The sequence below is a fragment of the Rhodovulum sp. MB263 genome, from assembly GCF_002073975.1.
Classification (GTDB): Bacteria; Pseudomonadota; Alphaproteobacteria; order Rhodobacterales; family Rhodobacteraceae; genus Rhodovulum.
Window position 1 is genome coordinate 164,893 of sequence record NZ_CP020385.1, and the last position, 22,860, is coordinate 187,752.

Below are 22,860 nucleotides of genomic sequence, written 5' to 3' on the forward strand. Positions count from 1 at the left end.
GGTTAACTGCGTTGAGTTTGACGCAGTTGGCTCGCGCAAAAGTATATTGTAGGCAAATAAGGTCATAAAAAAGATGAAATTCGGGCGATGGGTTGTCCCCGCCGCCTTAACGATTAAGACCAGACCGGAGCAAAATGTCGCGGTGGTCCACAGGGTCCAGGGATTTGTAATTCGGTCGGTTCACCAAGGGGTTGTTATGGTATTTGTAAAGAAGGCCGGCTTGAGCCGGGTCGAGGGCGATAGTCAGCCGTTTCAGCCGCAATTTCGGCGTTTTCTGAGGCAGGCCCTGCGCAGCACCACCGCATTGGCGGCCGTGCTGTCGCTGGGGGCGGCGGCGGCCGGGGCCGGCACGCTTTACTGGAGCGGCCAGGGCGACGAGGGGATCTGGGCCGATCCCGAGAACTGGGCCGATGGGGAGGACAACCCGATCGAGGGCGATGCGCCGGGCCTTGACGGCGTGCCGGTCGGGGTCGTCCTGAAGGAGGCCGCGACGGGGCCGCTCGATCTCGAGACCGGGCGCGCCACGCTGAGCGCGCTTGAGCTGACCGGGAATTCCGATGCGGTTCTGACCAATGGCACGCTGACCTTTGCCCTGCCCGACGATGCGTCCGAGACGGCGGCGCGCCTGACCGTCGCGGGCAGCGGCGGTTTCATGGACGAGACGCTGGCCTTCGTTCTGGAGGACGATCTGCTGGTCGAGGCCTCGGTCGATACCGGGCTGGCGGGCGATATCTCGGGCGCCGGGGCGCTGCGGCTGCGGGCGGCCGGGGACAGCGAGATCACGCTGTCGGGTACCAACAGCCAGACCGGCGGCACCGTGATCGAGGCGGGAACGGTGGTCGCGACCGGCGGTGCGGCGCTGTCGGATGGCGGCAGCGTGACCCTTGCGGGCGGGATCGACGGCCGCGCGGCCTCGGTGCTGCGCATCGAGCAGGACGAGACCGTGGGCGGGCTGGCTTCGGCCGAGGGTGCGCGCGGCGGGCTCGAGCTTGCGGGCGGCAGCCTGACGGTGGCGGGCGGCCCGGCCTTGAGCTTCGGGCTTGCGATCTCGGGCTCGGGCGGGCTGACGGTCGGGGACGGCACCGATCTGACGCTGGGCGCGGCGAACAGCTATGCGGGCGGCACGCGCGTCTCGGGCGGAGCGTTGACGGTCGCGGCGGGCGGCAACCTCGGTTCGGGCGATGTCTCGGTTGACCGGGGCAGCCTCATGACCAATGGCGCGGCGCTGAGCGCGGGACAGAACGTGACCCTGGGCAGTGGCGGGCTCTGGACGCTGGCGGGCGACGAGACCGTGGGCGGGCTTGACGGCACGGGCACGGCCGATCTGGGCGGAAACAGGCTCGATATCGCCCTGTCCGAGGCCGAGACCCTGGCTTTCGGGGGCAGCCTTAAGGGAAGCTCCGACAGCCTGTTGGCACTGACCGGCGGCGGCGACTTCACGCTGTCGGGGCCGCTTTCGGATTATCGGGGCGGGTTCCGCATCGAGGCCGGACGGCTGGGCCTGTCCGATGCCGGGGGCGCGCTGAACGACAATGCGCTCACGCTGGCGGGCGGCACGCTGGTCGCCGATCTGTCCGATGGCTTCGGCGGCAGTGTCACGACCGAGGCGGGCAGCGAAAGCGCGATCAGTGCGGCTGCGGGCTCGACCCTCAGCCTGACCGGCGCGATGGCGCTGTCGGGCGATCTGAGTTTCTCGGCCGAGGGCGAGGATGCCGTGATCGGGCTCGACATGGCCTCGGTGACGCTGGAAGAGGGCGTCTCGCTCGGCTTCGATCTGGCCCGGTTCGAGATCGGCTCGGAGGCCGCGGCGGGGATGTTCGCCGCAGCGCAGGGCACCCGGCTCGGCGCCGGGGCGGCGCTGGATCTCGCCGGTTACGATGTCGGGATCCGGGCGCTGACCGGGTCGGGCAGGATCCTGACCGATAGCGGCGATGCGCTCCTCTCGCTGGGCGAGGGCACCGATTTCGGCGGCGTTCTGGCCGATGGCGCGGCGGGGCGGCTGTCGCTCGAGACCGATGGCACGGTGCGGCTGACCGGCGACAATAGCCTGACCGGCGGCACCTCGGTCACCGGCGGCAGCCTGACCCTGGCCGGAGGCGGGAGGCTGGGCGATATCGAGATCGCCTCGGCCGGGCGCTTCGTGCTGGAGGAAGGCTCTGCCGGGGCGGTGGTCAATTCGGGGACCGGCAGCTCGAATGCGGGCACCATCGCCTCGCTGACCCAGAAAGAAGGCAGCTTCGGCAATAGCGGGACCATTGGCGGTGCTGTTTCCGTCGAGGGCGGGTCGCTTTCGAATGAGGGGCGGCTTTCGGGGGATGTCTCGGTCGGGGGCGGTCGGCTCGACAATACGGGCAGCATCGGCGGCTCGCTCGATGTCACCGGGGGCACGGCGAGCAACAGCGGTTCGGTCGAGGGCAAGAGCACCGTCGGCAGCGGCGGGGTCCTGGTCTCGGAGGGCGGGCAGTTCGGCGACGATCTGACCATCGAGGGCGATACGGGCAGCGGCGAGGGGACCTTGCGGCTGTCGGGCACGACCACGGTTGCGGGGGATGTGACCAATGATGGCCGCATCGAGACCCGGGGCGGGTCGGAGACCGCGCTGACCCTGACCGATGGCGGCGGCTTCACCAATAATGGCCGGATCGCGGCCGAGGACGGGGCGCTGACGGTGACGGCCGGGACCATCACGATCAGCGACGGGGCCTCGATGTCGGGCGATATCGACTTCGTCGGGACGGTGGTGAACAAGGGCGAGCTCGACCTTCAGAACGATCTGAACGACACGCTCCGGACCGACACTGGCGGGCGGACGCGGATCGTGGCCTCGCTCGACGGGGCGGGCCATGATGTCGAGAATGCCGGCAGCCTGGAGCTTGGCGCGGGCCTGTCCTTCACCGGGATCGGTGAGGTGTCGAACAGCGGCACGGTCGAGATCGGTGCGGGCGGCCGGCTCGAGGCCGGGCGGATCGGGAATGCCGGCACGCTGAGGCTGGGCGCGGGGGCGGCGCTGGAAGGCACCGGCAACACGCTCGACAATAGCGGGACGATCACCGTGGGCGATGGCGCCAGCGTGACCGATGCCGGCGCGATCGAGAACCGCGAGGGCGGGCTGATCGAGTTCACCGGCAGCGGCTCGATTGCCGCGGACAGCGATCAGAGCGGCGACGAGCCGATCCGGAATGCCGGTCGGATCGTCACCGATGATGGCGGCGATGATGTGATCACGCTGGGCGGCGCGACCCCGAACGTGCTGGAGAATACCGCGACCGGCAGCCTCGGGATCGGCGCGAGCGACAGCATGATCGGCGCCGCGACCACGCTCGAGAATGCCGGAACGGTGACGATCGGTGTGGGTTCGACGCTGAAGCTGGCTGCGCTCGACAATTCGGCCAGCGGCAGCGTGACCAATGACGGCCGGCTCGAGGCCGATACCGTGACCTCGGCGGGCCGCCTGACCAACAATGCGGGCGCCGAGATCGCGGCCGATGTCAGCAGCTCGGGTACGCTCGAGAATGCCGGGACGATCTCGGGCGATCTGAGCGTGACCGGCGGGACGGCGCGCAGCAGCGGCAGCCTGCAGGATGTGACGGTGTCGGACGGGACGCTGACGGTGACGGCGGGCAGCCTGACCGGCCTGACGGTCTCGGGCGGCAGTGCCAGCCTGGAAGGCGGGGCGCTTTCGGGCGATCTCGCGGTCTCTGGCGGCGCGGCGGATGTCGATGTCGCGGTCGGCGGCAGCGCGGATGTGACCGGCGGCCGGCTCGGGATCGGGGCGGATGGCTCGGTCGCGGGGCAGACCACGGTCGGCAGCGCGGGGCGGCTCGAGACGGCGGGGCGGCTGGCCTCGCTGAGCAGCGCGGGCCAGGCCGACAACAGCGGCACGATCACCGGCGATGTGACGGTGACGGGCGGCCGGACCGACAACAGCGGCACGATCGGCGGCTCGGTGGCGGCCTCGGGCGGGAGCTTCCTGTCCTCGGGCACGGTCTCCGGCGATGTGGCGGCGACGGGCGGGGCGCTGGCCTCGGTTTCGGGCCGGATCGACGGGGCGCTGACCGCGGGCAGCGGCTCGGAGGCGCGGGTGACGGGCGATCTGGCGCTCGGCGGCGGTCTCGGGATCGCGGATGGCGGCAGGTTCGACCTGCAATCGGGCCGGCTGACGCTGGCCGATGGCACCGCGGCGGTGAATGACGGCAGCGCCACCATCGGCGCCGGCACGCTTCAGGGCGGAACCTTCCGGAACCGCGACGGCGGCCAGCTGAACGTGAGCGCGGAGGGCCGTCTGGAAGCGGATCTGGTCAATGCCGAAGGCGCGCAGGCCGATATCGACGGCACCGTCACCGGAGCGGTGGACGTCACGGGCGGGCGGCTCGAGGCGGGAGAGGGCAGCACGCTTTCGGGCGGGCTTGCGGTCTCCGGCGGCAGCGCCGGGACGGCCGGGACGGTCTCGGGCGGGGTCTCGGTCACCGGCGGGCGCTATGACAACAGCGGCAGCGTCAGCGGCGGGTTGCAGCTTGCCGATGGCGCGGTCGGCAATAGCGGGACCATTGGCGGCGCTGTTTCTGTCGAGGGCGGGTCGCTCTCGAATGAGGGGCGGCTTTCGGGGAATATCTCGGTCGGGGGCGGTCGGCTCGACAATACGGGCAGCATCGGCGGTTCGCTCGACGTCACCGGGGGCACGGCGAGCAACAGCGGCTCGGTCGAGGGCAAGAGCACCGTCGGCAGCGGCGGGGTCCTGGTCTCGGAGGGCGGGCAGTTCGGCGACGATCTGACCATCGAGGGCGATACGGGCAGCGGCGAGGGGACCTTGCGGCTGTCGGGCACGACCACGGTTGCGGGGGATGTGACCAATGATGGCCGCATCGAGACCCGGGGCGGGTCGGAGACCGCACTGACCCTGACCGATGGCGGCGGCTTCACCAATAATGGCCGGATCGCGGCCGAGGACGGGGCGCTGACGGTGACGGCCGGGACCATCACGATCAGCGACGGGGCCTCGATGTCGGGCGATATCGACTTCGTCGGGACGGTGGTGAACAAGGGCGAGCTCGACCTTCAGAACGATCTGAACGACACGCTCCGGACCGACACTGGCGGGCGGACGCGGATCGTGGCCTCGCTCGACGGGGCGGGCCATGATGTCGAGAATGCCGGCAGCCTGGAGCTTGGCGCGGGCCTGTCCTTCACCGGGATCGGTGAGGTGTCGAACAGCGGCACGGTCGAGATCGGTGCGGGCGGCCGGCTCGAGGCCGGGCGGATCGGGAATGCCGGCACGCTGAGGCTGGGCGCGGGGGCGGCGCTGGAAGGCACCGGCAACACGCTCGACAATAGCGGGACGATCACCGTGGGCGATGGCGCCAGCGTGACCGATGCCGGCGCGATCGAGAACCGCGAGGGCGGGCTGATCGAGTTCACCGGCAGCGGCTCGATTGCCGCGGACAGCGATCAGAGCGGCGACGAGCCGATCCGGAATGCCGGTCGGATCGTTACCGATGATGGCGGCGATGATGTGATCACGCTGGGCGGCGCGACCCCGAACGTGCTGGAGAATACCGCGACCGGCAGCCTCGGGATCGGCGCGAGCGACAGCATGATCGGCGCCGCGACCACGCTCGAGAATGCCGGAACGGTGACGATCGGTGTGGGCTCGACGCTGAAGCTGGCCGCGCTCGACAATTCGGCCAGCGGCAGCGTGACCAATGACGGCCGGCTGGAGGCCGATACCGTGACCTCGGCGGGCCGCCTGACCAACAATGCGGGCGCCGAGATCGCGGCCGATGTCAGCAGCTCGGGTACGCTCGAGAATGCCGGGACGATCTCGGGCGATCTGAGCGTGACCGGCGGGACGGCGCGCAGCAGCGGCAGCCTGCAGGATGTGACGGTGTCGGACGGGACGCTGACGGTGACGGCGGGCAGCCTGACCGGCCTGACGGTCTCGGGCGGCAGTGCCAGCCTGGAAGGCGGGGCGCTTTCGGGCGATCTCGCGGTCTCTGGCGGCGCGGCGGATGTCGATGTCGCGGTCGGCGGCAGCGCGGATGTGACCGGCGGCCGGCTCGGGATCGGGGCGGATGGCTCGGTCGCGGGGCAGACCACGGTCGGCAGCGCGGGGCGGCTCGAGACGGCGGGGCGGCTGGCCTCGCTGAGCAGCGCGGGCCAGGCCGACAACAGCGGCACGATCACCGGCGATGTGACGGTGACGGGCGGCCGGACCGACAACAGCGGCACGATCGGCGGCTCGGTGGCGGCCTCGGGCGGGAGCTTCCTGTCCTCGGGCACGGTCTCCGGCGATGTGGCGGCGACGGGCGGGGCGCTGGCCTCGGTTTCGGGCCGGATCGACGGGGCGCTGACCGCGGGCAGCGGCTCGGAGGCGCGGGTGACGGGCGATCTGGCGCTCGGCGGCGGTCTCGGGATCGCGGATGGCGGCAGGTTCGACCTGCAATCGGGCCGGCTGACGCTGGCCGATGGCACCGCGGCGGTGAATGACGGCAGCGCCACCATCGGCGCCGGCACGCTTCAGGGCGGAACCTTCCGGAACCGCGACGGCGGCCAGCTGAACGTGAGCGCGGAGGGCCGTCTGGAAGCGGATCTGGTCAATGCCGAAGGCGCGCAGGCCGATATCGACGGCACGGTTGCCGGAGCGGTGGACAATGACGGCGAGATCGCGCTTGGCGGCACCATCGACGGCACGCTCGCAAATGACGGCACCCTCACGGTGGCGGCAGACGATACCGCCGCGATCACCGGCGCCATCTCGGGGCTCGGGTCCTATCTGGTGGCGGGCAGTCTCGATTTCGGCGGCAGCTTCGATCTGGGCAGCCCGGGCCGCGCGAGCGCGACCGGCGCCCAGCTGAGCCTTGGCGAGAATGCCACCGTCACCGGAGATCTGCTGACGAGCTATGGCAGCGTCACGCTGGCCGATGGCAGCCGGCTGGCAAGCGATCTGGTCTCGTATGGCCAGCTGCGGGCCTCGGGCAGCGCGACCATCGACGGCGATCTGACCCTGTCGGATGGCGCGGTGCTGAGCCTTGCCGACGGCACGACCGGCGACCGTCTCGACGTGACGGGCGACGCCGAGCTGAACGGCACCATCGCGATGGATATCGACCTGACCGATGGCGCCCAGAGCGCCGATGCGATCTATATCGACGGGGTCGCAAGCGGCAGCGTGGTGCTGGCCTTCAACGACCTGACCGCGGGCGATTACGGCCAGATCCGGGACCGGCTCGACCTGCTGTCCTACGGCTCGGATGGCGGGCTGTCGGTCCGCTCCACCGGGTTGCCCGGCAGCGGCAGCATCCTCTACCGGCTCGACCGCAATGACGCGGGCGACGGCTGGGGGCTGATCTCGGGGGCGAACCCGGCCTTCGGCGGGCTGGCCAGCGGGCTGGCCCTGACCCAGTCGCTGATCGGCTCGGTGGTGAACCGGCCGACCAGCCCCTATGTCTCGGGGCTGGCCTCGACCGAAGGCTCGCCCTGCGGCTGGGGCAGCTGGGGCCGGGCGATGGGCGGGAAGGCCACCGCCAGCGGCAATTCGCATACCGCTCTGGGCAGTTTCTCGACCGAGATCGATGCCAGCTATGGCGGGGTGCAGGCCGGGCTCGACTACAGCTGTTTCGACGGCGGCGAGGATGGCTGGAACCTCAGCTTCGGCACCATTTTCGGGCTCAATGACGGGTCGATCAAGCAGCCGGTCTATCTGTTCGATCCCGATACCGGCACCGTCAACCAGGGCATCCAGACCAGCCGCAACCATACCGACTTCCAGCAGCTCTATGGCGGGGCCTATGTCGGGGCCTCGAAGGGCCGGTTCTTCGCCGATCTGCAGGTCACCGTGAACCAGACCGATTTCGATCTGGAGAACCGGGTGGCCTCGGGCGCCTATGGCGAGCGGCTGGGGGTCGACGACCAGAGCTATGAAAGCACCGGGCACACGGTTTCGGGCACGATGGGCTATGCCTTCCCGCTGGGCGAGGACAGCGGCTTCAGCCTGATCCCGTCGCTTGGCTTCTCGATCAGCCGCACCCGGTCGGACGATCTCTATTTCAGCAACGACCCGGCCGATGACAGCGATGACGGGGTGCTGAAATTCGACCCGATCACCAACGAGATCGGCTTCGCCTCGCTGACGCTGTCGCGCAGCCGGGTTCTGCCCTCGGGGGTGGCGGTGCTGAACGGGTTCGCCACCGCCACCGCCTATCACGACTTTTCCGACCGCTCGGTTGCGAAGTATTACGAGCTCGATGCAAGCGGCGCGCCGCTCGGGGCTCCGCTCTTGTCTGAGAATGACGGGCTCGGTAACTATGGCGAGCTCAGCGCGGGCTTCAACTATACCCGCGTCTTCGGCAAGGGTCAGGCCGGGGCGGCCCGGCAGATGGACGCCTCGGTGCGGGTCGACAGCCGGTTCGGCGACGATCTGGAAGGCTGGGGCGTGACCGCGCAGATGCGGTTCCAGTTCTAGCACGCGCGCCCGCGCCCCGGGCCGGGGCGCGGGCCTTCGCGGGCGCCTGCCCGAGACACACGACAAAGAGATAGGAAGCTTTTCGAGCCATGTCCCGTTTCAGCAAGGTCGCCTGGAAAGAGGGTCTGTTCCTGCAGCCGCATCACCTGCAGCAGGCCGACCGTCATCTCGAACATCTGATCCGCGCGCAGGTGGCCGCGCTGTCGCCCTATCCCTGGGGCCTGGCCGAGCTGCGCTTCGACCGCGACATGCTGCAGCAGGGCCGGATCGGGCTGTTGGCGGCGGTGGGGACGATGCCCGACGGCACCGCCTTCGAGGCGCCCGGGGCCTCGCCCCTGCCGGTCGCGGTCGATGTGCCCGAGGACGGGGCCGGGCTCGATCTCTGGCTGACCCTGCCCGATGCGCCGGTCGACGGCCAGGAGGTCGCGCCCGCGGCCGCCGATGCCGCCACGCGCTATGTGCTGGGCCGCGAGACGGTGGCCGACAATGCCGCTGCCGCGCGCTCGGAACAGGTGCTGGAAGTGGCCCATCCGCGGCTCGAGCTGGCGCTGCGCAAGACCCCCCGCCCGGGCTATCAGTGCCTCAGGCTCGGCCGGGTGCTCGATCTGCGCGACGGCATCGTCACGCTCGACGACCGGGTGCCGCCGACCGCGCTGCGGCTTGCGGTGCATCCGGCCTATGACGGCTATCTGGGCCGGGTGATCGGCTGGATCGAATCGAAGCTCGACACGCTGGCGCGCTATGCGGCCGATCCGTCCTCGGGTGGCGGCATGCAGGCGGGCGACTATCTGATGCTGATGCTTCTGAACCGCGAGCTGCCGGTGCTCCGGCACCTGAAATCCATGGCCAGCGTCCATCCCGAACGGCTGTATGAAAAGCTGGTCTCGCTGGCGGGCGAGCTTGCGACCTTTGATCAGGGCGAGCGCCGCGCCCCGGCCTACGAGGCCTATCGCCACGACGATCCCAAGGCGAGCTTTCCGCCGGTGGTGGCCGATATCCAGCGGCTGCTGGCGCGCGACGTGGGCCGGGCCGTCAGGCTGCCCCTGCAGGAGGTGCGCGCCAATTCCTATGCCGCGCTGATCAACGACCGGAACCTCTTCGCCCAGGCGACCTTCGTGCTGGAGGTCAGCTCGGGCCTGCCTCTGGCCGAGGTCCAGCAGCAGTTCCCGCAGCTCTGCAAGGTCGGGCCCTCGACCCAGATGAAGACCATCATCAACAACAACCTTCCCGGCATCGGGCTGGTGCATCTGCCCAACCCGCCGCGGCAGATCCGGGTGGTCTCGACCAATGTCTATTTCCTGCTCGACCGCTCGACGCCACTCTGGAGCGAGTTTTCCAGCGCGCCCGCGATCGGGATGCATTTCGCGGGCAACTGGCCCGATCTCAAGCTTGAACTCTGGGCGGTGCCTGAGGGGGCGTGATGGCAGACAGCGACGACGATGACGACAAGACCGTGTTCGGGCAGCCGCTGCCGCCGCCGCCGCTGCCGTCCCATCCGCTGACCTATCCGCCGGGCTCGGGCTGGAATGTCTATCCGCAGACCCCGCCCGGGGCCGAGCGCACCGCCTTCGGCTCGCCGCCCGGGACCGGTGTGCCGCCCGTCTCGGGGGGGCCGGGGCCGCATCCCTTCTACCAGCCGGGCACCGGCCAGCGCAGCGCGGCGGCCGGGATCTTCCCCGAGATCCGCCGCCCCGAGGCCGCGCCGCGCCCGGTCCAGGCGCGGATCGCGCTCGACGATGCGCTGCGGGCGGCCGATGCCGGCCGCGGGGCCGCCTCGAACCCGCTTCTGGCCGAGGCGACCCAGCTTCTGATCCTGCTGGGACGGCTCCGGACCGGGCTGGTCGAGATGCAGGCCGAACCACTGATCGACCATGTCACCCGCGAGATCGACGATATCGAGCGGCGCTGCCTGGCCGCGGGGCTGGCCGCCTCGGAGGTGCGGGACGCCAAATATGCGCTCTCGGCCACCGCCGACGACATCGTGCAGAACCTGCCCGGTGCCGACCGGGCGATGTGGCTGCAATATTCGATGGTGGCGCGGTTCTTCGGCGAGCGCTCGTCGGGGATCGGCTTCTTCCGCAAGATGGACGAGGCGATGAAGGCGCCCGGGCAGCGCTATCACCTGCTCGAGCTGATGCTGGTCTGCCTGTCGCTGGGCTTCGAGGGCCAGTACCGGGCGATGCCCTCGGGCGCGGCCGAGCTGGCGCGCATCCGCAGCGCCATCTACGAGACCCTGCGCCGGATCTCGCCGCGGCCCGATGACGATGTCTCGCCGCACTGGACGCCGGTGCCGCTGGATGCGCGCAGGCGCGGCGGGCAGACCCCGCTCTGGGTGATCGCGGCCATTGCCGCCGCGATGCTGGTGGCGCTGTTCGCGACGCTGTCGACGCTTCTGACCCGGCAGGGGGCGACGGTGCGCGACGACATCTTGGCGCTGCATGCCGGACAGCCCGAGATCGCGATCGAGCGGACCGAGCCGGTGATCGCGCCCTATCGGGCGCCCGAGACGACGCAGATGGACCGGATCCGCACCGCGCTGGCCGAACCGCTCGAGGCGGGCCGGGTCGAGGTCGATCAGGTCAATGACTGGGTGCTGGTGCGGCTGCGCGAGGCGCTGCGCTTCGCCACCGGCTCGGCCGAGCTCGAGGACGGGTCCGGGCCGCTGCTGGCCGAGATCGCGGCGATGCTCGATGGCGAGGACGGCCCGGTGCGGGTGGTCGGCCATACCGACAGCGTGCCGATGTCGGGCCGCGGCCGGTTCCGCAGCAACCAGGATCTGTCGCTGGCCCGGGCCGAGACGGTGGCCGAACGGCTGGGCGGTCTGGTCGCCGATCCGGCGCGGCTGAGTGCCGAGGGCAAGGGCGCGACCGATCCGGTTGCCGGAAACGACACGCCTGGCGGCCGGGCGATGAACCGGCGCGTCGAGATCATGATACCGCGGGAGGACTGAGCGGGATGCGAAGAGCTCTTCGGGCGGTGGGCGCCGCCTTCGCCGCCATGTGGCGGGCGCGCTGGATGCGCGTCCTTCTGATCGTTCTGGGGCTGATGGCGCTTGGCGCCGCGATCTGGTTCGGGCTGCCGATGACCGGATCGGCGCTCCTGGCCTCGGTCTGGTTCCGCGCCGGGCTGATCGCGCTGATCGCGGGCACGCTGGGGCTGGTCTATGGCCTCGGCTGGCTGCGCCGCCGCCGACGCGCCGAGGCGCTGGAGGACAGCCTGATGGCCGAGCCCGCGGGCGATGGCCGGGTGCTGGCCGAGCGGATGCAGGAGGCGCTGGCCAAGCTGCGCCGCTCGGGCGGCAAGAGCGCGCTCTACGATCTGCCCTGGTATGTGATCATCGGCCCGCCGGGCGCGGGCAAGACCACCGCGCTTGCGAATTCGGGCATCGGCTTTCCGGGCCGGGACGGGCCCGGTTCGGGCGTCGAGGGCTTCGGCGGCACCCGCAACTGCGACTGGTGGTTCGCCGAGGAGGCGGTGCTGATCGACACCGCCGGGCGCTATACCACCCAGGACAGCGATGCCGAGGCCGACCGCGCGAGCTGGACCTCGTTCCTGCAGCTTCTCAAGAAGGGCCGTCCCGACCAGCCCGTGAATGGCGTGATCCTGGCCTTCTCGGTGGCCGACATGATGGCCGCCTCCGAGGCCGATCTGGCGCGCCATGCCGAGACCGTGCGCAGCCGGCTGGCCGAGCTGCACGAGACGCTCAAGATCGACGTGCCGGTCTATGTGCTGTTCACCAAGGCCGACCTGATCTCGGGCTTCAGGGAATATTTCGGCTCTTTCAGCCAGTCGCGGCGGCGGCTGGTCTGGGGCACCACCTTCCAGACCCGCGATCGCGTCGCGCGCACCTGCGAGCTGGTGCCGGCCGAATTCGACGCGCTGGTGGCGCGGCTTTCGGACGAGGTCAGCGACCGCATGACCGAAGAGCCCGACGGCGCGGCCCGGATCGCGATCTTCGGGCTGCCCGGGCAGATGGCGATGCTGCGCGACACCGTCTCGGACTTCCTGCGCCGGGTCTTCGCGCCGACGCGCTACCAGTCGAACGCGATCCTGAGGGGCTTTTATTTCACCTCGGGCACCCAGGAGGGCACGCCCATCGACCAGGTGCTGGGGGCGATGGCAAAGGGCGGCGACGAGGCCGCCTTCCAGCCCGCCTTCCTGTCGGGCAAGGGGCGCAGCTATTTCCTGCATGACCTGCTCAAGAAGGTGATCTTCGAGGAGCGCGACTGGGTCGGCTTCGACCGCCGCGCGGTGCGCCGCCGCCAGATCCTGCGCAGTGCCGCGATGGGCCTGATCGCGGCGGTCACGCTGGGCGGCATGGCGGGCTTCGGCTACAGCTTCTGGCAGAATGCCAGCCTTCTGGCCGCCGCCGATGCCGATGCCGCTGCCTATCGCGACGCGGCGCGCAACGAGCTGGCGCGCACCGTCATCGACGATCCCGATGCCTCGGTGGTGCTGCCCGAGCTGCAACGGCTTCGGCAGATGACCGCGGGCTATGTCGATCCGCGCCGTCCGGGCCTGTTCGAGGGGCTGGGCCTGTCGCGCCATGACGAGCTTCACGCCGCCGCCGACCGCGCCTATTCCGACGGGCTCGAGCGGATGCTGCGGCCGCGGCTGATCCTGGCGCTGGAAAACAGCCTGCCGCAGCTGATTGCAAAGGACGATACCGCCGCGATCTACCGGGCGCTCAAGGTCTATCTGCTTCTGGGCGGGCAGGGCGGAGCGCGCGGCGCCGAGGACGATGCCGTCGTCGCGGCCTATTTCGACGAGATCTGGCGGGCGCGCTTCTCGGCCCCGGGCGAGTATCGGCTGCGCGAGGAGCTGAGCCAGCATCTCGAGGCCATGCTCGATCTGGACGGCGACCGCCGGATCACCATCGGCATCGACCCCGAGATCGTACGCAAGGCCCGCGACGCCATCGTCACCCTGCCGTTGGCCGATCAGGCCTATGCCTCGATCAGCGACCGGGCGCTGACCTCGGGCCTGCCGGCCTTTGCCCCGGCCGAGGCCATCGGCGGGCAGGTCGGGCGGGTGCTGGCAACCACCGACGGAACGCCGCTCGAGGACCTGTCGCTGCCCGGGCTCTATACCTTCGAGGGCTATTGGGGCTTCTTCCTCGACGAGCTTGCCAATGCCCGGTCGCGGCTGAAGGATGACCGCTGGGTGCTGGGCGAGGCCGCCGACCGGGTCGATTACGACCGCCAGTTGGGCAGCCTCGAACGCGACCTGCACCGCCGTTACCGGCAGGAATTCGATGCCGCCTGGACCGGACTGCTGTCGCGGCTGACGATGGCGCCGATGTCGGCCGATCCGCCGCGCTATGACGCGCTCGCCGCCGCCGCCTCGCCGGTCGATTCGCCGCTGGCCCGGCTGGTCGAGGAAGTCGGCCGCCAGACCCGGCTGAGCCGCCTTTACGACCAGATCGACGCGATGTCGCCCGAGGATGCGGCCAAGGCCGCGGCGGGCGGCGATCTGGCGGGGAACATGGGCGACGCGGTCTTCTCGCGGATCTATTCGCGCTCGGGCGTGTTCCAGCGCGTGGTTCTGGATGCGGTTCAGGTCCGGGGCAAGAGCCAGGCCCGGGCGGGTGCGGTGTCCGAGGACTCGCAGCGGGCCCAGGTGCAGCGGATCTCGGATGATTTCGCCGACTGGCACCGGCTTCTGACCGGCAAGCGCGGCGCCCGGCCCATCGATGCGGTGCTGGCCAATCTCGCCGCGCTGCGCGAGAACCGGCGCAATGCCGCGCTGGCCCCCAGCCCTGCCGACGAGACCCTGCTGCGCCAGACGCTGTCGGCGCTGACCATGAACAACAGCGCCCTGCCGCCCGATCTCGGCCGGATGCTGAACGCGGTCGAGGCCGAATTCCGCTCGGAGGCGCAGGATGCCAGCCTCGGCCAGATCGAGCGGGCGATGAATGACGAGGTGGGCGCCTTCTGCCGCGAGTTCATCGAGCCCTATTTCCCCTTCACCGAGGGCGGACGCCATGTCTCTCCCGCCATTTTCGGACAGTTCTTCGCGCCGGGGGGACGGGCCGACCGCTTCTTCACGACCTATCTGCAGCCGCATGTGACGCGCGGCCCCGACGGGCTGGAACCGATCCCGGGCAGCGCCATCGGCGAACGCCTCTCGCCCGATCTGCTGAAGGCCTTCGACCGGATCGAGGCGATCCGGATGGCCTTCTTCGCCTCGGGCGCCTCCGAGCCGCGGGTCGACATGGCGGTGACCCATATCTCGTCCTCGCCCTCGGTCAACTTGGCGGTGCTGGGGATCAATGGCTCCGAGCTGCGGACCCAGCCCGGCTCGACCCCGGGCGAACTCAGCTGGCCGGGCCCCGGATCGGGGGTGTCGCTGGCGCTGTTCCCGCAGCAATCGGGGCGGCCCAACGGCATCCGCTTCGATGCCGGCCGCTGGGACATCGTGACCTTCCTGCGCACGGGCCGGAGCCGGGTGAACGGCACCTCGGTCGAGGTCACCCAGGATGTCGGCGGGCGCTCGATCACCTATCGCTTCTCCTTCGATTCGACGACGGTGCCCTTCCTGATGCCCGAGCTGTCGCAATTCAGCTGTCCGGTCTCGGTCGAGGCGCGGCAATGACCGGGGCGGGACGGGCAAGCATCGGGCTTCTGGGCAAGCATCCGGGCTATGGCGATTTCCTGCGCGCGGGGCTGTCGGACCGCGTGGCCGACGGGTTGACCGGCTGGATCGATGCCACGCTGGCCGAGCTGCGCGACGAGCTTGGCCGGGACTGGGAGCCGTTCTGGGACGCGGCGCAGGAGCTGCGCTTCCGGGTCGGGCGTGCGGTTCTGGGCCGGACGCTGGCGGGGGTGCTGCGGCCCTCGCGCGACCGGGTCGGGCGGCGCTATCCGCTGCTTCTGCTGACCGAGGGTGCCGAGGTGGCGCCGCCGACCGCCGGCGAGGGCGGGCAGGATCTCTGGGAGGCGCTGTCGGAGCATCTGGACCGGGCAGAGCCGGGGCACGGGGCGCGCGCGCTTCTGCGCGGGCTCGAGCTTGCCATCGAGGCCGAGCCGGCCGAGCGCGCATCCGAAGGCCCCGTGGTCTGGGCGCATCGGCCCGATGGCGATCTCGGCGCGCTGTTGCGCGCGGCGCGCCCGGTCGAGGCCGAGCGGGCCGCCCTTGTGCGGGCGCAGTTCTGGACCCCGGGCAATGAGCGCTCTGCCGCGCAATGGCTGGCCGGAACCGGGCTGCCCGAGGCCCGGGCGCTGGCCTGGATGCTGGCGGGGGTGGCCGCCGATGGCTGCGACACGGGAGAACGGCAATGAGGCCCGAGGCGCATTGGAACGGCTGGTTCCTGCTCGAGACCGGGATGGCGACCGATGTCGGCTGCCGCCGCGAGATCAACGAGGACGACATGATCGCCCGGCCCGATCTGGGGCTCTGGGCGGTGGCGGACGGCATGGGCGGGCATGCGGCGGGCGAGTTTGCCAGCCAGGCCATCGTCGCCGAACTGTCCGGGGCCGGGCTGCCCGTCTCGGCGGTCGATCTGCAGGCCCGCTTCATGGAGCGGCTGATCCGCGCCAATGAGCGCATCCGCGCCTATTCGGCCGAGCTGGCGGCGGGGCCGATCGGCTCGACCGTGGCGGCGCTGCTGGTCCATGAGGACGGCTATGCCGTGGTCTGGTGCGGTGACAGCCGGGGCTATCTGCTGCGCGATGGCCATCTGGTGCAGCAAAGCCGCGACCATACCGAGCTGCGCGCGGCGCTGGAGGCGGGGCGGATCACGCCGGAAGAGGCGAAGACCTGGCCCCGGCGCAATGTCATCACCCGGGCGATCGGGGTCGGGGCGGAACCCGAATGCGACATCGTCTCGGGCAAGATCGCCCCGGGCGATCAGTTCCTGCTTTGCTCGGACGGGTTGACCGAGCATCTGGACGATGCCGAGATCGCCGATATCCTGCTGGATCTGCCGCCGCAGGCCGCCTGCGACGCGCTGATCGCCGAGACCGTGGCGCGCGGCGCGCGCGACAATGTCACCGCCGTGGTGCTGGCCTGCCGCAGCGGCGATGACGATGACGAGAAGACGGCACCGCCGCTATGAGCGACCCCGAGGCGCCGCGGAAGGAGGGGCAGGACGATGCCGGCCCCGGGCCAGACCTCACGCGGGTCTCTTGCCCGCCTGCGGCGGCCGGGGAGGATGCGCCCGGAGACGCAGGCGCGGACGACGAGCGCACCGCCTTCGTGGCGCCGGGCGGGGGCGGCGCGCATGGCGGGGAGGATGTGACCCGCATCTCGGCCTCCCCTGCGCCGTCCGAAGCAGGTGCAGGCGCCGCGCAAGCCGCGCCCCGCGTGCCGATGCTCTCGGCCGGAACCGTCATCAACAACAATTACCGGATCGTGGGGGTGCTCAGCTCGGGCGGCATGGGCTCGGTCTATCGCGGGGTCGAGATCGGCACCGGCGATCCGGTCGCGATCAAGGCGATCCTGCCGGATCTGGCCGCCGATCCGCGCGCGGGCGCGCTGTTCCGCAGCGAGGCGCGGATGCTGCGCCAGCTCGCCGACGATGCCATCGTGCGCTATTACAACTACGTCCACGACCATGCGCTCGACCGCTATTTCCTGGTGATGGAATTCATCGAGGGCATCACGCTTTCGGACCATATGGCGCGCTCGGGGCCGTTGCCGCCGGCCGCAGCCGAGGCGCTGATCCGCCGGCTTGCCGGGGCGCTGGCCCGGGCCCATGCCTATGGCGTGATCCATCGCGACCTGTCGCCAGACAACGTGATGCTGCCCGGCGGCGCGGTGGCCGAGGCCCGGCTGATCGATTTCGGCATCGCCCGCTCGGCACGGCTGTCCGAGGACGAGGCGCCCGGCACCTTCGCGGGCAAGCTGAAATATGTCGCGCCCGAGCAGCTTGGCCATTTCGGCGGCCATGTCGGCCCCGAGACCGATATCTACGGGCTGGCGCTGTTGCTGGGGGCGGCGCTGTCCGGTCGTGCGCTGCCGATGGGCAACAGCATCGAGGAGGCGGCCGAGCGCCGCCAGAGGGTGCCCGACCTGTCCGGCGTCTCGCCCGCGCTCCGGCCGCTCTTGACCCACATGCTCGAGCCCGACCCGGCCGCGCGCCCGGCCTCGATGGACGAGGTGCTGCGGCTGATCGAGCATCCGCATCTGCTGCCGCCGCGCTATGGCGGCCCCAGCGCGGCGGTGCCCGGCGGGCTGACCCTGCCGCCGGGGCTGGGCCGGCCGGGAGCCGCGCGCGCGACCCGGGCGGAGCCGCAACCGGAGCCGGCGCCCGAGCCGCCCCGCGACCGGGCCGCGCTGCGGCTGATCGGCGGGCTCGGGGCGGTGTTCCTGGCGCTTCTGGGCGCGGCTGGCTGGTATGGCTGGAGCGCCGGGCTGATCGGACCTAGCCAGGGCCCCCAGGCCGGGATCGAGGCCCGGCTGCCGCCGCGCCAGGAGGCCGGCCGGACCGGGTTCCTGGCCGCCTGGGACGGCGGGCCCTGCAGCTATCTGACCCGGGTCGAAACCGGGCCGCGTGCCGGTGTGGTCGAGCGCTACGGGCGCGGCGGGGCGGCCGAAGGCAAGGGAAAAGACAATGCAGCGCTGGCCGCGGCCTATGAGGCCCGTTTCGGCAGCCGCCCGGCGGTGCTCGAGCGGCCGGTGAGCGAGGCGCAATGCGCCGTGCTCGATTTCGCCCGCAGCCTTCAGGCCCGGCCCGGCCCGCTGCCGGTCCTGTCGGCCACGCCCGAGCAGGTGGCGAGCGGCGCGGAGGTGCGTGCCGCGGTCGCGGCGCCGGGTCCGGCGCGGGTCTGGGTGGCGCTGGTCGCGCCCGACGGGGCGGTCTACGACCTGACCGACCGGATCGGGCCGGATGGCAGCCTGCGCTTCGGCCTGAGCCTGCCCGAGGGCGCCCCCGCCGCGCCGCAGCTCTTGCTGGCGGTGGCCGCGACCCGGCCGCTGGCGGCGGCCGCGACCGCCGCCGACGGCACCCCCGCCGCGCAGCTTCTGCCGGCCCTGCTGGAGGAAATCGCCGGGCGGGGCGGCGGCGCCGGGGCCGCGCTGGCGCATCTGCAACTGCTGCCGCCGGGTTCGGCGGAAGACGGGTAGTTTCCGGATCGCACCGGCAGGATCTCGCCGAGAATCCGGGCCGTGGCGATTGCTGCTGCTTGGAATGCCTCTATGTTGCCGTTGCGCCGTACTGGCCCGACTGTAACGAGTGAGAACCATGCTGTTCGTTTCAAACGAAAACCGGCGGTCCGATGCTGCGGTCTGCCGGTCGGGGGCGGAGCTGTGACACGTCTGTACGCCCCGCTTCTGCTGGCCCGCTATACCGCCCGCGACCGGCTTGCCGCCGAGGTCGGCGGACAGGTCGCGATGCGCGCGCCGGACCATCCCGAATTCAGGGCGCATGTCGCCGAGGCGCTGCTCGGGCAGGGCTACCGGATGACAAGTTTCGAGCCGCTCGATCCGCAGAGCCTTCCGCTCGATCCGGCCCTGAGCCTCCGGCTCGGGCGCGGGCGTCCGGTCTTTCTCGACAGCCCGGCCCCGAGCCGCGAGCGGCCGCAGGCGGCCGGGCTGAGGGCGCTCGATCTCGCGGAATGCGGCTGGCCTGCGCTGTTCGAGGGGCCGAGCCCGGCCTGGGCGCTGATCGACCCGGTCTGCTGGCCCGATGCGCTGGAACTTGTGCGCGACAGCTCGCAGGGCGCGCTTTGCCTTTATGCCACGCCCGATGCCGAGCGGCAGGCCGCCGCGCCCTGGCTGGTGCCGCTGTCGGGCCGCGATCAGGTCAGCCGCGCGCTGATGGCGCTGGCGCCCGACAGCCATGCCGGGATCTGCTTCCAGAGCCAGGCCGGGGCGATGGCGCTGCGGGCGCATTTCCGGCGTTACACCATGGCCTGGCTGCCCGGGCGCGAGGCGGCGCCGCTGTATTTCCGCTTTCACGACCCGCGGGTGCTGTCGGACATGGCCCAGGCGCTGGAGCCCGCGCGTTTCGCGGGCTTCGCGGCGCCTGTGCAGCGCTTCTTCCTGCCGCTCTCGGCCGAGCTGTCGCTGGCCGCGCATCTGCCGGGCGCCACGGTCGGGCCGCTCGACGACCCGGCGACGCTGCAGGGACGGCTGTTGCGGCTGGCGCCGCGCGGGCGGGCGGTGGCGCCGGGCAATCTGCATGTGACCGAGGCCGAATTCGCCCGCTTCGACCGGCTCAAGCGGCAGCGCACCGCGCAGTCGGTGGCGCGCGGGCTTTACCGCTCGCTCGGGCAGGACAAGGGCCCAGAGGCCTGCCTCGAAGCCGCCACCCAGGCAATGCGGCTGGGCGAACTCCACGACATGCCGTCGCGGGCGCAGGTCGGCGCGCTGGCCCGTGCGGTGCTGTTCTTCGGCGTCGATTTCGCGGAGAGGGACCGCCGGGCCGCAGAGATCCTCGAAGATCGCCGCGCGCTGCCGTTCCAGCGCAAGGACCGGCTGCTGCGCTGGCTGGCGCTGGCGCTTGGCGAACGCGGGGGCGCGGGCCTGGCCGCGCCGGCACTCAGGACAGGACAGGGATGATGGCGGGAACGACGATGAATGCCGAAGAGGCGCTGCTTTGGGCTTTGGGCTCCGACATGCCGCAGCCGCCCTTTATGCTGAACACGCTGACCATGAACCCGCCGATGATCGCGGCCGAGACCTCGCCCGGCCATCGCCGGATGCTGCAGGAGCAGCTCGACCAGGCGGTGGAACAGGCCAACGCGCTGCGCGCGCAGGAAGAGGCCGAGGCCTTCGATCTGGCCAATGGCGGCGCGGCCTGCGACTGCGCCCCGGGCGAGCCCTGCTGTCTCAGGGAATTCGTGATCGAGGATGCCGCGGATGCCAGCCGCAAGGTGACCTGGCCCGTGCCCGAGAAGGGACCGCGCACGCTGTTTCTGACCTGCAAGGACCCTTATGGCGGCCAACCCTCGGCCAAGGCCAGGCTGAAGATCACCAGCAAGGAGGACTGCAAGCAGGGCAAGGCGGGCGTGCCCTCGCTGCGGCCCTCGAACTTCGCCGACGACAATTCCGTCATTCCCGACAGCGACGAGCGGATCGTCACCACGCCGTTCCAGATGCCCGCGCTGTCGGGCAAGATCCTGCCGCCAGAGGTGATCACGGCGGTCTATATCATGGGGCTCGCGATCCAGAGCTCGACCTACCGGTCGCAGCGCAACCCGGTGGCCGCGGCCAATCAATGCGTCGGGGCGGGCTTCGGCGGGCTGACGGTCTGCCCGCTGCCCCATGCCAAGCTCGAGGCCGAGATCGAGGGCAGCGTCGGCATCAAGATCTTCACGAGCCGCCTGCCGACGCTGTCGGCCAAGCTGACCGGGAAGATCACCGGCGAGGTCGGCAACCAGACCCTGGAATTCGAGAAGACCGGTCAGGCCGAGGAGAAGCAGGCGCCCCCGACCCGGGCGCAGGAGCGGCAGCAGCAGGGCGAAAGCACTCCGCTGATCTCCTTCATCGAGGATATTCAGGACGCGATGAACGGTCTGGCCGGCGAATCGGGTTCGCCGGATGCGCTGCGGGCGCCGCAATCGGATGCCTTCGGCTCGTCGATCGGGATCGAGCTCAGGCTGGGGCTGAAGATCGGCAATCTCGAACTGAAGGGCAAGGAGGCCTCGCCCGATCTGGCGCTGGCGCTGTCGGGCTGCGAGGTGACCTACGGGCTGTCGGTGACCGGCAAGATGGACCTGTTGGATCTGTTCCTGTCGCGCTTCCCCAGGGGCCCCGAGATCCGGCGGCGTCTGGCCAATCCGGGCAATGCGGTTTCGGCCAGCGCCGAGTGCTTCATAAAGGTCGCCGGCGAAGGCGATTTGATCTATGGCATGGGCGATATCGCCAGCCTCACCATCGGCAATGCCGATGACTGGGAGGCCCGCCTGGAAGAGATCGAGCATACCTTCACCGCGAAGGCCAAGATCACCGGCAAGATCAAGGCTGCCGCCCGTCTCGACGCGGATCTGTGGTTTTTCAAGGCCGAGGCATCGGCCGGGGCAGAAGTCAGCACCGGCTGGCATTTCGGCGGCCGCGTCATTCGCAGCGCCGATGGCGGCCGCAAGACCGAGCGGCTCTACTATTTCGAGGGGGTCATACTCAGGGCCTATGCCAAGTTCGAAATGTCGGTGACGGAAGAATCCGAGGACAGCCTTGATCATTTCGGGCAAAGCACCGTCTCTTCGACATCGACCAAGGACAGTGTGACGGCGACGACGAATGCTGCCGAACCAGATGTCGTCGTGGAGCTTATGGAGCCGGAGGGAGAGGAAGATGGATGGAGATGACACCGGGCCGAACCGGCGACGCTTTCTGGCATCCGCTCTGGGTGCCGCCGCAACGTCCGGCACTCCCGTAATCCTGATGGCGAAGGACAACATGACTTCTGCACCGCAAAACAATTACACGCTTTCCTGTTTCGCCCGGAACGCGACGGTCGAGCTTTACGTAAACGGCGCTCCGACGGCGCTTCACACCTCGCTCAAGGACATGGCCTGGACGTTCTTCGTGCCGGATTTCCTGCGCGATGGCGCGAACCGGATCGACATCGCCTATGAGCCGCTCAATCCCGAGGAGCGCAACTACACCCCCAACCCGGATGTCGCGATCCAGGCCGAACTGGCGCAGGGACGGCAGGAGCCTGCCATCCTGTTCAATGCCAGTTACGATATGGACGAGGGCCGGCTCGCGCCGCGCGAGACGGAGATCTTCAGCGGGATTCCGGTGCGCCGCGATGCGGGCACCATTTCTCGGATCCGTGCCGGGGCCGAAGAGCCCTTCGTGATCCGGTCCGGCAAGGGCAACGCCACGCGTCCCGAATACACGCGGATCCTCGCCATCGAGTTTCAGGTCGACGATCCGTCGCTGGGCGATGTCGCCTGGGCCGGAACCGAGCCGCTGACCGATACGCCCGGGATGCGCGATGCGCTCTGGCAGGCTATGGCGCGGCTGCATCGGGCAGTGGAACGAAAGGATCGCGTGGCCTTGGTAGAGATCGCCCGGCCGTATCTTTCGCGGTTGGCCTACATGCTTGGTAAGCCCGATGCGGACGCGGCGGCGGCAATGATCCTCGACTCCGCGCCATGGGCGTCGGACAAGGTTGCCAGCCTGCGTCCGCTCCTGTCGCGAGAAGAGGCCAGGGGCGCGGCGCTGCTTTTCGGATCGGACCGGCGGCTTGCCTGTTTTGCCGATCACCGGGTCACGGCGCTGGATGCCGAGGGCGATTTCCTTGCGGCGCTTCCGCTTTATTTCGCCCGTCAACCAGGCGGCCCGTTCCTCGTCAGTTTCTCGCGGCACATGAAGTGAAGCCTGCCGCTCCGGCCTTTGCCGCCCCGCCTGGGCCGACCGCACCGGGACGCGGCCCGTCAGAGGCCGGACGTCGCCATTTCCTCGCCACTGCGATTGGCCTCGCGGCGTTACCGGGGAGCGCGTCGCGGCTT

General features: G+C 70.4%; 10 protein-coding genes. All 10 read left to right on the plus strand.

Annotated elements, in window-relative coordinates; translation table 11 throughout:
* The first annotated feature begins 220 nt into the window (after positions 1–220).
* Positions 221–8,458 carry a hypothetical protein gene (locus B5V46_RS18890; RefSeq protein WP_080618236.1) on the plus strand — a complete coding sequence of 2,746 codons (8,238 nt, stop codon included), beginning with the start codon at positions 221–223 and terminating at the stop codon, positions 8,456–8,458.
* Positions 8,459–8,547: 89 nt separating this feature from the next.
* Complete coding sequence (gene tssK, locus B5V46_RS18895) at positions 8,548–9,879, plus strand: type VI secretion system baseplate subunit TssK (RefSeq protein WP_080618237.1); 1,332 nt, start codon at positions 8,548–8,550, stop codon at positions 9,877–9,879.
* Positions 9,879–11,408, plus strand: coding sequence for a type IVB secretion system protein IcmH/DotU (gene icmH / locus B5V46_RS18900; RefSeq protein WP_080618238.1), 1,530 nt, complete (start codon positions 9,879–9,881; stop codon positions 11,406–11,408). Before tssK ends, icmH begins: the two co-directional genes overlap by 1 nt.
* A gap of 5 nt (positions 11,409–11,413) precedes the next feature.
* Complete coding sequence (tssM, locus tag B5V46_RS18905) at positions 11,414–15,052, plus strand: type VI secretion system membrane subunit TssM (RefSeq protein WP_080618239.1); 3,639 nt, start codon at positions 11,414–11,416, stop codon at positions 15,050–15,052.
* The gene (tagF, locus tag B5V46_RS18910) at positions 15,049–15,738 is read left to right on the plus strand and encodes a type VI secretion system-associated protein TagF (RefSeq protein WP_080618240.1); all 690 of its coding nucleotides are present in this window, start codon (positions 15,049–15,051) and stop codon (positions 15,736–15,738) included. Before tssM ends, tagF begins: the two co-directional genes overlap by 4 nt.
* Positions 15,735–16,514 (plus strand): PP2C family serine/threonine-protein phosphatase, encoded by a 780-nt coding sequence (locus B5V46_RS18915; protein ID WP_080618241.1) that lies wholly within the window; start codon positions 15,735–15,737, stop codon positions 16,512–16,514. Before tagF ends, B5V46_RS18915 begins: the two co-directional genes overlap by 4 nt.
* Entirely contained in the window at positions 16,511–18,523 is a 2,013-nt protein-coding gene (locus tag B5V46_RS18920; RefSeq protein WP_080618242.1) for a serine/threonine-protein kinase, read from the plus strand. Before B5V46_RS18915 ends, B5V46_RS18920 begins: the two co-directional genes overlap by 4 nt.
* Before the next feature lie 183 nt (positions 18,524–18,706).
* Positions 18,707–19,960 carry a DUF4123 domain-containing protein gene (locus B5V46_RS18925; RefSeq protein WP_196774418.1) on the plus strand — a complete coding sequence of 418 codons (1,254 nt, stop codon included), beginning with the start codon at positions 18,707–18,709 and terminating at the stop codon, positions 19,958–19,960.
* A complete protein-coding gene (locus B5V46_RS20075) occupies positions 19,957–21,708 on the plus strand; it encodes a hypothetical protein (RefSeq protein WP_196774419.1) in 1,752 nt (583 codons plus the stop codon). Before B5V46_RS18925 ends, B5V46_RS20075 begins: the two co-directional genes overlap by 4 nt.
* Complete coding sequence (locus tag B5V46_RS18940) at positions 21,695–22,726, plus strand: hypothetical protein (protein ID WP_155774206.1); 1,032 nt, start codon at positions 21,695–21,697, stop codon at positions 22,724–22,726. The genes B5V46_RS20075 and B5V46_RS18940 overlap by 14 nt, the downstream gene beginning before the upstream one ends.
* Positions 22,727–22,860: the final 134 nt, after the last annotated feature.